General features: G+C 69.9%; 7 protein-coding genes. 5 read left to right on the top strand and 2 right to left on the bottom strand.

Features of this window, described 5'->3' with window-relative positions; translation table 11 throughout:
- Window positions 1-21: 21 nt before the first annotated feature.
- Window positions 22-1,992 (bottom strand): amidohydrolase, encoded by a 1,971-nt coding sequence (locus tag OOK31_RS07665; protein ID WP_267011571.1) that lies wholly within the window; start codon window positions 1,990-1,992, stop codon window positions 22-24.
- A gap of 106 nt (window positions 1,993-2,098) precedes the next feature.
- Here OOK31_RS07665 and OOK31_RS07660 point away from each other — a divergent pair, with 106 nt between their 5' ends.
- The 5 genes from OOK31_RS07660 to OOK31_RS07640 all read left to right on the top strand — a co-directional run bounded on the left by OOK31_RS07660 (window position 2,099) and on the right by OOK31_RS07640 (window position 9,642).
- Window positions 2,099-3,106, top strand: a complete 1,008-nt coding sequence (locus OOK31_RS07660; RefSeq protein ID WP_267011570.1) for a LacI family DNA-binding transcriptional regulator — start codon at window positions 2,099-2,101, stop codon at window positions 3,104-3,106.
- Between the two features lie 154 nt (window positions 3,107-3,260).
- A complete protein-coding gene (acnA, locus tag OOK31_RS07655; RefSeq protein ID WP_323188186.1) occupies window positions 3,261-5,975 on the top strand; it encodes an aconitate hydratase AcnA in 2,715 nt (904 codons plus the stop codon).
- A gap of 309 nt (window positions 5,976-6,284) precedes the next feature.
- Window positions 6,285-7,715, top strand: coding sequence for an N-acetylglucosamine/diacetylchitobiose ABC transporter substrate-binding protein (gene ngcE, locus OOK31_RS07650; protein ID WP_267011568.1), 1,431 nt, complete (start codon window positions 6,285-6,287; stop codon window positions 7,713-7,715).
- Between the two features lie 43 nt (window positions 7,716-7,758).
- Window positions 7,759-8,706, top strand: coding sequence for a carbohydrate ABC transporter permease (locus OOK31_RS07645; RefSeq protein ID WP_267011567.1), 948 nt, complete (start codon window positions 7,759-7,761; stop codon window positions 8,704-8,706).
- A gap of 12 nt (window positions 8,707-8,718) precedes the next feature.
- On the top strand, window positions 8,719-9,642 hold the full coding sequence (locus OOK31_RS07640) for a carbohydrate ABC transporter permease (protein WP_267011566.1): 924 nt from the start codon (window positions 8,719-8,721) through the stop codon (window positions 9,640-9,642).
- A gap of 62 nt (window positions 9,643-9,704) precedes the next feature.
- Here the strand turns inward: OOK31_RS07640 and mgtA are convergent, their stop codons facing one another.
- Window positions 9,705-12,425 (bottom strand): magnesium-translocating P-type ATPase, encoded by a 2,721-nt coding sequence (mgtA, locus tag OOK31_RS07635; protein ID WP_267011565.1) that lies wholly within the window; start codon window positions 12,423-12,425, stop codon window positions 9,705-9,707.
- Window positions 12,426-12,982: the final 557 nt, after the last annotated feature.

Raw genomic sequence — 12,982 nt, 5'->3', positions numbered from 1 at the left:
CGGTGGCGGGCCGCGGGAGCCTCACTTCGCGCCGCAGCCGCACGCGCGGTGCCGTCCGCCGTGCACCGCCGCGTACGAGGCCGGCCGCGGCCCCGCCGCCGCGCGCGCCGCCCGGGCCGAGGCGGTCCGCGCCGCTGCCGCCCGCCCGGCCGAGGAGTCCGCGTCGTGCACCATCCGGCCCCCGACCAGCGTCATCCGCACCTCGGTTGCGCTGATGTCCGCGACCGGGCAGCGGGTCACGTCCCGGTCCAGCACCACCAGATCCGCCGCCCTGCCCTCCTCCACCGTTCCCGTCAGCCCCTCCTGACGCAGCTGCCACGCCGTCCCCGCCGTGTGCATCCGCAGGGCGCTGGTCCGGCTCAGCCCCTCCAGCTCCCGGTACAGCTCGCCCGTACCGGCGGCCCCCTGCCGGTCGACCGCCGTACGCAGCTGGTTCCACACCTGGAGGTCGTCCACGGGCCAGTCGGAGCCGCCGGCCAGCCGCGCTCCCGCCGCCTCCAGGCTCCGTGCCGGGTACATCCACCGGTGCCGCCGCGGCCCGATCCAGGGCAGCAGCGCCTCCACCGTCCAGGTGTCCCGGGCCGCCCACTGGAGCTGCATGCAGGCCGCCACCCCGAGTTCCGCGAAGCGGCGCAGGTCGGCGGGGTCCACGAGTTGCAGGTGCGCGACGGCGTTGCGCGGGTCGCGCAGCCCCGTCGCGCGGCGCGCGTACGCGTACCCGTCCAGGGCCGTGCGCACCGCCCGGTCGCCCAGCCCGTGGGCGTGCATCTGCCATCCGGCGGAGTTGAACGCCGCGGTCAGCCGTCCGTAGTCCTGGGCCGACACGTAGAGCTCGCCGCGGTTGTCCGTCGGCCGGCCCGCCCCGTCCAGGTACGGCTCCAGCAGCGCGGCCGTCTGCGCCGGGTACTCGATGACCCCGTCGAGGAACACCTTCACCGTCCCGAACCGCAGGCCGCGTACCCCTTCGAACTCCCGCCGCAGTCCCCGCGCGTACGCCAGCGCGCCCGCCGGGTCCTTCGTACGCTCCACGTCGAGCCGGATCGCCGGGACGATCCGCTGGGGCAGCCGGCCGGACCCGGCCAGCTCCTGGTACAGCTCCAGTTCGTGCCGCCCGACCAGGGCGTCCATCATCGTGGTGACCCCGGAGGCGGCCGCCAGCTCCAGCACCTCGGCGCACGCCGCGAGCAGCTCCGCCCGGGAGGGCTGCGGGACGTGCCGCTTCACCAGCTCCTGAGCGTCGTCCTTGAGCACGCCCGTCGGCTGCCCGTCCGGCCCCCTCACGATCCTGCCGCCCACCGGGTCGGGGGTGGCGGCGGTGATCCCGGCGATGTCGAGGGCCCGCCGGTTCGCCCACAGGTTGTGCCCGTCGCCGCCGACCAGGATCACCGGCCGCCGGGTCGCCAGCGCGTCCAGCATCCGGTGGTGGGGCAGGGTCCCGGCGGGCAGCAGCCCGACCGGGTTCCAGTCCTCCACCACCAGCCAGCGGTCCGGCTCCGCCCCGGCGCCCCCGGTGGCGGCGAGGAACCCGGTCAAGGCCGTGCGGAGCCCGGCCTCGGTGGTCTCGGCCCCGTCCAGCGAGGGCCGCAGCGACCGGTCCCCGGCGCCCAGCGGGTGCACGTGCCCGTCGTGGATGCCGCTCATCACCGTGTTCCCGCGGGCGTCGACGACCTCGGTGTCCCGGCCGACGTACCGGCGCAGCGCCGCGTCCGTGCCCGTGGCCAGGATCTTCCCGTCCCGCCCGACCGCCACCGCCTGGGCCGGGCGGCCGTGTTCCACCCCGCTGAACACCCGCGCGTTGCGGATGACCAGGGCGGCGGAGGCGCGGCCCGGGGAGGCGGCCGAGGCGGAGCCGGCCGAGGCCCCGAGGAGCCCCGCCGCCCCGACGGCACCGGCCGCCGCGAGCAGCCCCCGCCGGGACACGGCGGAAGAAGGGGAACCGGAGGGGGAGGAGGGGGAGGAGAGGGGAGGAAGAGGGGAACGCGAAGACGTCATGACCACTCCAAACGTTGGACGTGGCGAGGACACTCTTTGATTAAGCCCGTAACCAGAACCCGCCCCGTCCCACGGATTCCGCAGCCGCCGTCCGTACGATGTCGGCGTGCCAGCACCGGGACCGACCATCGCCGACATCGCGCGCGCCGCCGAGGTCTCCACCGCGACCGTCTCCCACGCCCTCAACGGCACCGGCCGCCTCGGCGAGGGCACCCGCCGCCGGGTCCGCGACACGGCGGCCGCGCTGGGCTACGGAGTGCACCGCGGCCCCCGTACGCGCACCCTCGGCCTCGCCGTCACCACCTACGCCGACTCCGCCTGGGACTACGCGGGCATCGCCTACTACTCCCGGCTGCTCCTCGCCGCCACCTCCGCCGCCCACGCCCATGGGTACGCGCTGACCACCCTGCCCGCCGACCGTGGCGCCGAGCCCCTGTGGCACACCCTCGCCGTCGACGGGATGCTGCTGCTGGACAGCCCGCAGCGGGACCCGGTGCTGCGGGCCCTGCGGGCGCGCGGCCTGCCGGTGGTCTTCGACGGCCGGCCCGCCGATCCCCGGCCCGGCGACGTGTGGGTGGACAACGACCACGCCGCCACCACCCGCGAGGTGCTCGACCACCTCGCCGCCTCCGGGGCGCGGCGGATCGCCCTGCACGCCGGGTTCGGCGAGGAGCACTACACCGGGGCCGTCACCTCCGCCTACGGACACTGGTGCGCGGAGCGCGGGCAGCCCGCCCTGGTGGTCCCCTTCCACCCCGCGGACGAGGGCGGCCACGCCTTCGACGCGGCCTTCACCGCACCCGGCGCCACCCGCCCCGACGCCGTGTACAGCCTCTACGACCCCGGCGCCCGCCAGGTGCTGGCCGCCGCGGCGCGCCACGGCCTGCGGACGCCCGGGGACCTGCTGCTGGTCTGCGTCAGCGAGGACCCGCGCTACGCGGCGCAGGAACCCCCAGTGACCACGGTCACGCTGGACCCCGAGCGGACGGCCGTCACGGCGGTGTCCGCGCTGGTCGAGATGGTCGAGTCCGGGCATGCGGAACCACCGGGGCAGCGCACGGTCCCGGCAGGTCTCCGGGTGCGTGCCTCGTCGTCACCCCCGGGCATGTACTAGAGTTATCTCGACATCGAGATATCTGCCGAAGGCGTACCGCAGCCGCCCCCGCTGGTAAGGCTTACCTAACTTAGCCCTACCTTAGCGGATTGGCCACAGGGCGTGGCGGCAGGATTGCGGTAACAAGCGCGAATCATGCATGAAGGAGACTGTCGTGTCGGCGAACAGCTTCGACGCCCGCAGCACGCTGCAGGTGGGCGACGAGTCGTACGAGATCTTCCGGCTGGACAAGGTCGAGGGCGCCGCGCGCCTTCCCTACAGCCTGAAGGTCCTGCTGGAGAACCTGCTCCGCACCGAGGACGGCGCGAACATCACCGCCGACCACATCCGGTCGCTCGGCAACTGGGACTCGCAGGCCCAGCCCAGCGAGGAGATCCAGTTCACGCCGGCCCGCGTGATCATGCAGGACTTCACCGGCGTCCCGTGCGTCGTGGACCTCGCCACCATGCGCGAGGCCGTGAAGGCCCTCGGCGGCGACCCGGCGAAGATCAACCCGCTCTCGCCCGCCGAGATGGTCATCGACCACTCGGTCATCGCCGACAAGTTCGGCACGAAGGACGCCTTCGCGCAGAACGTCGAGCTGGAGTACGGCCGCAACAAGGAGCGCTACCAGTTCCTGCGCTGGGGCCAGACCGCCTTCGACGACTTCAAGGTCGTCCCCCCGGGCACCGGCATCGTCCACCAGGTCAACATCGAGCACCTGGCCCGCACCGTCATGGTCCGCAACGGCCAGGCGTACCCCGACACCCTCGTCGGCACCGACTCGCACACCACCATGGTCAACGGCCTGGGCGTGCTGGGCTGGGGCGTCGGCGGCATCGAGGCCGAGGCCGCGATGCTCGGCCAGCCGGTCTCCATGCTGATCCCGCGCGTCGTCGGCTTCAAGCTGACCGGCGAGCTGCCGACCGGCACCACCGCCACCGACCTCGTGCTGACCATCACCGAGATGCTCCGCAAGCACGGCGTCGTCGGCAAGTTCGTCGAGTTCTACGGTGAGGGCGTCGCCGCCACCTCCCTCGCGAACCGCGCCACCATCGGCAACATGTCGCCGGAGTTCGGTTCCACCGCCGCGATCTTCCCGATCGACGACGAGACGCTGAAGTACCTGCGCCTGACCGGCCGCGACGCCCAGCAGGTCGCCCTGGTCGAGGCGTACGCCAAGGCCCAGGGCCTGTGGCTGGACCCGGCCGCCGAGCCGGACTTCTCCGAGAAGCTGGAGCTCGACCTCTCCACGGTCGTCCCCTCCATCGCCGGCCCGAAGCGCCCGCAGGACCGCATCGTCCTCGCGAACGCCTCCCAGCAGTTCGCCCTCGACGTGCGCAACTACGTCGAGGACGACGACGAGGCGGGCAAGGAGTCCTTCCCGGCCTCCGACGCCCCGGCCGCCGCCAACGGCGTGCCGACCCGCCCGACCCAGGTCACCCTGGCCGACGGCACCTCCTTCGAGATCGACCACGGCGCCGTCACCGTCGCCGCGATCACCTCCTGCACCAACACCTCGAACCCCTACGTCATGGTCGCCGCGGCGCTCGTGGCCAAGAAGGCGGTCGAGAAGGGCCTGACCCGCAAGCCGTGGGTCAAGACCACCCTGGCCCCGGGCTCGAAGGTCGTCACCGACTACTTCGACAAGGCCGGCCTGACCCCGTACCTCGACAAGATGGGCTTCAACCTCGTCGGGTACGGCTGCACCACCTGCATCGGCAACTCCGGTCCGCTGGACGAGGAGATCTCGAAGGCGATCAACGAGCACGACCTCGCGGTCACCTCGGTCCTCTCGGGCAACCGCAACTTCGAGGGCCGCATCAACCCCGACGTCAAGATGAACTACCTGGCCTCCCCGCCGCTGGTCGTCGCGTACGCCATCGCGGGCTCCATGAAGGTGGACATCACGACGGACGCCATCGGCACCGACACCGAGGGCAAGCCGGTCTTCCTCAAGGACATCTGGCCCTCCGAGGCCGAGGTCAACGACGTCGTGGCGAACGCCATCGGCGAGGACATGTTCAGCAAGTCCTACCAGGACGTCTTCGCGGGCGACGCCCAGTGGCAGGCGCTGTCGATCCCGACCGGCAACACCTTCGAGTGGGACCCGCAGTCCACCTACGTCCGTAAGCCCCCCTACTTCGAGGGCATGACGATGGAGACCACCCCGGTCTCCGACATCGCCGGCGCGCGCGTGCTGGCGAAGCTGGGCGACTCGGTCACCACCGACCACATCTCCCCGGCCGGTGCGATCAAGGCCGACACCCCGGCCGGCAAGTACCTCACGGAGCACGGCGTCGAGCGCCGCGACTTCAACTCGTACGGTTCCCGCCGCGGCAACCACGAGGTCATGATCCGCGGTACCTTCGCCAACATCCGCCTGCGCAACCAGATCGCGGCGGGCACCGAGGGCGGCTTCACCCGCGACTTCACGGTCGAGGGCGCGCCGGTCTCCTTCATCTACGACGCCTCCCAGAACTACCAGGCCGCCGGCATCCCGCTGGTCATCCTGGCGGGCAAGGAGTACGGCTCGGGCTCGTCCCGCGACTGGGCCGCCAAGGGCACCGCGCTGCTCGGCGTCAAGGCCGTCATCGCCGAGTCCTACGAGCGCATCCACCGCTCCAACCTGATCGGCATGGGCGTCCTGCCCCTGCAGTTCCCCGAGGGCGTCACCGCGTCCTCCCTGGGCCTCACCGGCGAGGAGACCTTCTCCTTCACCGGTGTGGAGGAGCTGAACAACGGCACCACCCCGCGCACGGTCAAGGTCACCACCGACACCGGTGTGGAGTTCGACGCGGTCGTCCGCATCGACACGCCGGGTGAGGCCGACTACTACCGCAACGGCGGCATCATGCAGTACGTCCTGCGGAACCTCATCCGCGGCTGAGGACGCCCGCGGCTCCGGCCGCACCAGTGACACAGAAGGGTCGTACCCCCACAAGGGGGGTACGACCCTTCCGCGTTATTTGGCCGGGACTCAGGTTTCGGGGAGGTCTCAACTCGGAAAAGCTGACGGACAGGCGTGCGCATGATCTTGCTCACATTGACGGAAGTGGACTATACCTGTGCCCTCCGCAACCGACGCTCCGAGATCGGGACCGGACCGGGGGACGGGCGGGGAACTGCGGCGTCGTCCGCATGAGCGGCAACTGCCGTGGTCCCCGGCCTCCTTCACACTTCTGACGAAGGCGAGGACATGAGCATGGGATCAACTGGTGAGGGTCTTGGGCGCCGGGACCTGATCAAGCGCTCGGCAGCACTCGGACTCATCTCGGTGCCGACGATGAGCGCCCTGTCCGCCTGTGCCTCCGGAGGCGGGGGCACCACGAAGGGACCGGACAAGGCGCCCGTCACCAAGGAGAACCCCTTCGGGGTCGCCAGGGGCGGCAAGCTGGAGGTGGTCGTCTTCAAGGGCGGATTCGGCGACGACTACGCGAAGGCCTGGGAGGCCGCCTTCGACAAGAAGTGGGGCACCACCACCGATCACCTGGGCACCCAGGAGATCACCGGCAAGCTCCAGACCCGCTTCAACGGCGGGAACCCGCCGGACGTGGTCGACGACGCCGGAGCCCAGAAGATCAAGCTCGACGTGCTCTTCAAGGCCGGCCAGCTCGCCGACCTCACCGCGGTCCTGGAGGCCCCCTCCCTCGACGACCCGGGCAAGAAGGTCCGCGACACGCTCATCGCGGGCACCGTCGAGCAGGGCACGCAGGGCGGCAAGTTCGTCGCGCTGAACTACATCTACACCGTCTTCGGGTTCTGGTACTCGGGCAAGCTCTTCAAGGAGAAGGGCTGGGCCGAGCCGAAGACCTGGGACGAGTTCCTGGCCGTCTGCACCAAGGCCAAGGAGGCCGGCATCGGCGGCCTGGCCCACCAGGGCAAGTACCCGTACTACATCAATGTCGTCATCATGGACCTGATCGCCAAGAAGGGCGGTCTGGAGGCCATGAAGGCCATCGACAACCTGGAGCCGAACGCCTTCGAGGGCAACGCCGCCGCGCTCGCCGCCGTCGAGGCGGTCTACGAGGTGGTCGAGAAGGGCCTCCTGATGCCGGGCACCAACGGCCTCACCCATACGGAGTCCCAGACCGCCTGGAACCAGTACAAGGCCGCCTTCGTCCCCTCCGGGTCCTGGCTGGAGAACGAGCAGCTCAAGCAGACCCCCGAGGACTTCGACATGAAGTTCCTGCCGGTACCGGTCCTCGCCGACAGCAAGCTGCCCTTCACGGCCATCCGGGCCGGCGCGGGCGAGCCCTTCATCGTCCCCGAGAAGGCCGCCAACAAGGCCGCGGGCCTGGAGTTCATCCGTTCGATGCTCTCGCGCGAATGGTCCACCCTCTTCGCCCAGCAGGCCAACTCGCTCACCGTCGTCAAGGACGGCGTCGACCCGGGCGTCAAGCTCCGCCCGGGCACGCAGTCGGCGGTCGCGGCCCTCAAGGCCGCCGGGAACGACACCTTCAACTACCTCTACCCCGACTGGTACAGCGAGATGGACACCGAGATCCAGGACGCGTCCAATGAGCTGATGGCACAGCGCATCCAGCCCAAGGAATGGATCAAGCGGGCCCAGGCTGCGGTAGACAAGGCGGCCAAGGACCCGAACGCCAAGAACAACAAGCGCAGCTGACACCACGTCCACCGGTCGTGTGGAACCACCAGGGACGGACACCATGAGCAAAGTCGCCACCGGAGGCAGGAGGCGGGCCGGTTTCATCACCGGCTTCCTCTTCCTGCCCCTCGCGCTGTACCTGGCCTTCGTCATCTGGCCGTACGTCCAGACGTTCGGCTACTCCTTCACCAACTGGTCAGGCCAGTCCCCGACGTTCGACTTCATCGGCCTCGGGAACTACTCGGCCCTGATGGAGGACGAGGTCTTCCTCGGCGCCCTGTGGCACAACCTGCTGCTCCTGGTGTTCGTCCCGGTGATCACCATCCTGCTCGCCCTCTTCTTCGCCTTCATGGTGAACGCGGGCGGGCGCAGCGGGGCCGGCGGCGTACGGGGCGTGCGGGGCTCGGCCGTCTACAAGATCGTCTACTTCTTCCCGCAGGTGCTGTCCCTCGCCATCCTCGCGGTGCTCTTCGGCGCCGTGTACCGCAGTGACGAGGGCGGTCTGCTCAACGGATTCCTCATCCGGGCCGGGATCGTCGACCCCGCGCACCCCGTCGAATGGCTCAACGAACCGGACCTGGTCCTGTGGTGCCTGCTGCTCGTCGTGGTCTGGCACGGGGTCGGCTTCTACCTGGTGCTCTTCTCGGCCGCCATGCAGTCCGTCCCCCGGGACATCTACGAGGCGGCCCTGCTGGACGGCGCCGGACGCGCCCAGACCTTCGCCAAGGTCACGCTGCCGCTGCTCTGGGACTCCGTGCAGACCTCGGCGGTCTACCTGGGCATCGCGGCGATGGACATGTTCGTCCTGGTCTCCACCATGACCTCGGGCCAGTTCGGCGGCGGACCGGACCACCACAGCGAGGTCATGGCCACGGTGCTGATGCGCAACTTCCTGTACTTCGGCAAGAGCGGCTACGCCTGCGCCATGGGCGTGGTCATGCTGGTCCTGACCTTGATCCTTTCCCTCGTTACGCTGCGCGCCACCCGCCGCGAGCGCATCGAGTTCTGAGCGGGAGACACGATGACCACAGTGATCAAGGCTCCCGGCGAGGCCGCGGCGGAGCGGTCCGGCGGCAGCGGCAGCACCAAGGGGGGCGGCGGCCGCACCGAGGGGACGGCGCTCAACGTCTTCTCCCACGGCTTCCTGGCCGTCTGGGCGGTACTGATCGTCCTGCCCCTGGTCTGGCTGGTGCTCGGCTCCTTCAAGACCGACTCCCAGATCGGCGGCTCGGCCCTCAGCTGGCCCTCCAACTGGCACTTCGACGCCTTCGCCCGCGCCTGGGAGAAGGGCATCGGCGAATACTTCGCCCACACGGTGATCGTGATGGTGTTCTCGGTCCCGCTGACGATGCTGCTGGGCTCGATGGCCGCCTACGTCCTGGCCCGGTACCCCTTCCCGGGGAACCGGGTCATCTACTACTTCTTCGTCAGCGGGGCCATGTTCCCCGTGTTCCTGGCCCTCGTGCCGCTGTTCTTCATGGTCAAGCGGCTCGACATGCTCAACAGTTACCAGGGCCTCGTCCTGGTCTACGTCGCCTACTCGATGCCCTTCACCGTCTTCTTCATGCACTCCTTCTTCCGCACCCTGCCGACGGCGGTGCACGAGGCGGCGGTGATCGACGGGGCCTCCGACACCCGGATCTTCTTCCAGGTGATGCTGCCGATGGCCAAGCCCGGCCTGATCAGCGTCGGGATATTCAATGTCCTGGGCCAGTGGAACCAGTACATCCTGCCCTCCGTCCTGATGCAGCCGCAGAGCGGATCCGACCCCGAGCGCTACATGCTCACCCAGGGCCTGATCCAGCTCCAGTACCAGATGGGCTACGAGACGGACCTGCCGGTGCTCTTCGCCGGCGTGACCATCGCGATGATCCCGATGCTGGTGGTCTACCTGTCCTTCCAGCGCCAGATCCAGGCCGGCCTGACCTCCGCCACCCTCAAATAGCGCCCGGCCCGGCGGCCCGGCCGCTCCGGTTCAGCGGCCCGGGTCGGGCATCACCGGGATTCCTACAGCCAGGTGTGGAACCGGCGGATGTACCAGGTCTTCACGACCTGCGTGAGCGTGCAGTACGCGAGCAGCACGCCGATCAGCCACGGGAAGTAGCTCGCCGGCAGGGCCACGAAGCCCAGCGAGGCGGCCAGCGGCGAGAAGGGCAGCCAGAGCCCGGTCAGTACCGCCAGGACGGTCATCACCATCACCGGCCAGGAGGCGCGGGACTGGACGAAGGGGATCTTGCGGGTGCGGATCATGTGGACGATCAGGGTCTGCGAGAGCAGGCCCTCGATGAACCAGCCGGACTGGAAGAGCGCCTGGTTCGCCTCGCTGTTCGCCCCGAAGACGTTCCACATGATCAGGAACATCGAGATGTCGAAGACCGAGCTGACCGGTCCGATGGTCACCATGAAGCGGAAGATGCCCTTGGCGTCCCAGTTGCGCGGCTTGCGCAGGTACTCCTCGTCCATCCGGTCCCAGGGCGTGGCCAGCTGGGAGATGTCGTAGACCAGGTTCTGCACCAGCAGCATGATCGCGAGCATCGGCTGGAAGGGGATGAAGGCGCTCGCGACCAGTACCGAGAAGACGTTGCCGAAGTTCGACGACGCGGTCATCTTGATGTACTTGATGGTGTTGCCGAAGGTGGTGCGGCCCTGGACGACGCCCTGCTCCAGGACGGTCAGGTCCTTCTCCAGCAGGATGATGTCGGCGGACTCCTTGGCGATGTCGACGGCGGTGTCGACGGAGATGCCGACATCGGCGTCGCGCAGCGCCGCCGCGTCGTTGATCCCGTCCCCGAGGAAGCCGACGGTGTGCCCCTCGGCCTGCAGGGCCCGCACGATCCGGGCCTTCTGGACGGGGTTGGCCTTGGCGAAGACGGTCGTACGGGCTGCCAGCGCGCGCAGCGCCGAGTCGTCGAGGGGGTCGGTCTCGGCGCCGAGCACCACGTGCCCGACCTCGATGCCGACGTCGGCGCAGACCCGGGCCGCGACGAGCTCGTTGTCACCGGTGATCACCTTGACGGCGATCCCCTTGTCGGCCAGGCCCTGGAGGGCCGCGGCGGCGGAGGCCTTCGGCGGGTCGAGGAAGGCGAGGAAGCCGACCAGGGTCAGCCCGTCCTCGTCGGCGACGGTGTAGGTGTCGCGGGGGGTGTCGAGGGTGCGGGTGGCGACGGCGAGGACCCGCAGGCCGCGCCGGTTGTGGTCCTCGGCGATCCGGGTGGCGTGCCACCGCAGCTGCTCGGTGAGCTCGACCTTCTCGCCGCGGTCCGTCATGTGCGTGCACAGGCCGAGGACTTCCTCGACCGCGCCCTTGGTGATCATGACGTGCTCGGCGCGGCCGGCGCCGCCGAGCATGCTGTTGCGGCTCAGGACCACGGACATCCGGCGCCGGGCGAAGTCGAAGGGGATCTCGTCGACCATCGAGAACCGTGCGTCGACGACAACCTCCTCGGCCTCGTCGACGCGGTCGATGACCGCCTGGTCCATGAGGTTCTTCAGGCCCGTCTGGAAGTGCGCGTTGAGGTAGCCGTACTCCAGGACCTCGCCGTCCTCGTTCCCGTGGACGTCCAGGTAGCGGTCCAGGACGATCCGGTCCTCGGTGAGGGTGCCGGTCTTGTCGGTGCACAGGACGTCCATCGCACCCAGGTTCTGGATCGCGTTGAGCCGCTTGACGACGACCTTGCGCCGGGACATGGCCACCGCGCCGCGCGCCAGGTTGGCGGAGACCACCATCGGCAGCATCTCGGGGGTCAGGCCCACCGCGACGGCGATACCGAAGAGGAAGGCCTCGTTCCAGTCGCCCTTGGTGAAGCCGTTGACCATGAAGACCACCGGGACCATGACCAGCATGAAACGGATCAGCAGGAAGCTGACCCTGCGCACGCCGTTGTCGAAGTTGGTCTGCGGGCGCTCGCCCGCCAGGGAACCGGCCATGGAGCCGAAGTACGTGCCGGCCCCGGTGGCGACGACCACGCCGGTGGCGGTGCCGGAGGTGACCGAGGTGCCCATCAGGCAGAGGTTGTCGGCCTCGACCGGGTCCGTGGTCGCGCTCTGGCCGAGGTCCTGCGGCCGGGTGTCGGCCTTGGCCACCGGCAACGACTCGCCGGACAGCGCGGCCTGGCTGACCATCAGGTCCTTGGCGGTGACGAGCCGCAGGTCGGCCGGGATCAGGTCGCCGGCCGCCAGCTTCACCAGGTCGCCCGGGACCACCTGGTCCATGGGCACCTCGAAGGTGGTGGGCGCCGATCCGCTCCCGGCCCGGCGCTGCACCGCGCAGGTGGTGGTCACGAGCTTCTTCAGGGCGTCGGCGGCGCGGCCCGAGCGGTACTCCTGCCAGAAGCGCAGCAGCCCGCTGATCCCCACCATCACGGAGAGGATCACGACGCCGGGGTCCTTCGGGTCCTGCCAGAACATCACGGCGGCCAGGAAGACCAGGACACCGATGAAGGGGTTCCAGTACGCCTTCGCGAGCTGGACGAACCAGCTCGGGGCGCGCTCCTGGGCGACGGTGTTGGCACCGTGGCGCTCCAGGCGCAGCGCGGCCTCGGCGTGGGTCAGTCCGCCGCGCGAGGTGTCCACCTCCTGGAGGACCTGGACGGCGGGGCGGGCGCTGACCGCCGCGAGGCGGTCGGCGACGAGGCGGGTGCCGGCTTCGAGCTCGGCGGCCTTGCGCTCGCGGCGGGTCCGGCCCGGCGGTGCGAGCTTCGTCGGGGTACGGGGGGTGAGCATGGTCATGACGAATACCTCCCTCCACGGCGTCCGGGCAGCACGGAGCCGCGCGGTCACGTGGAGTGATCATGGGTCGGCGCGCGGCGGCACGGTGTGCCGCGGACACGCCGGTGGCATGGATGACGCAGCCCCGCGCAAGAGGTGCAGGGCATGCGGAAGGAAGGAAGCAGTGCCTCAATGGAAGGGGCACGCGGACAGCGCGGAGCTGACGCATGCACTCGAGGAGACGTCGGCCGGCCTACGGGTCAGCGGACGAGGGCGCTGCAAGGACTTCGATCGGGACTCATCCCGAACACCTCCTCGCGTAGCGCCGTCATTACAAGGCGCCCGGTCCGGCCGGAAAGGCCGCAGAGGATCGGCGCCTCAGCGACCGTAGCACGATCCCGGAGGCCCGCTCTTCATACTTTTGGTCGGTGGTGTCCCATTCGCTCCGCGTCAGGCTCTTGACGTCTGGAGGGCCAAAGGCTCGACTTAAGGTTCACAAGTTGGAGAGACGCCGGGGTCTCGGAGCGCGCAGCCGCGACGACCGGCCGGGGGGCGACGGCTGGCCGTCGCTTATGGGC

This window comes from Streptomyces sp. NBC_00249 (assembly GCF_026342355.1).
In the GTDB taxonomy this organism is placed as follows: domain Bacteria; phylum Actinomycetota; class Actinomycetes; order Streptomycetales; family Streptomycetaceae; genus Streptomyces.
The sequence above is the reverse complement of the archived record's forward strand: the minus strand, read 5'-3'. Positions and strand labels throughout refer to the sequence as shown.

Coding starts and splice junctions, on each gene's coding strand:
- OOK31_RS07665 (WP_267011571.1), bottom strand. CDS start 1,992: ATGACGTCTTCGCGTTCCCCTCTTCCTCCCCTCTCCTCCCCCTCCTCC.
- ngcE (WP_267011568.1), top strand. CDS start 6,285: ATGAGCATGGGATCAACTGGTGAGGGTCTTGGGCGCCGGGACCTGATC.
- OOK31_RS07645 (WP_267011567.1), top strand. CDS start 7,759: ATGAGCAAAGTCGCCACCGGAGGCAGGAGGCGGGCCGGTTTCATCACC.
- OOK31_RS07640 (WP_267011566.1), top strand. CDS start 8,719: ATGACCACAGTGATCAAGGCTCCCGGCGAGGCCGCGGCGGAGCGGTCC.
- mgtA (WP_267011565.1), bottom strand. CDS start 12,425: ATGACCATGCTCACCCCCCGTACCCCGACGAAGCTCGCACCGCCGGGC.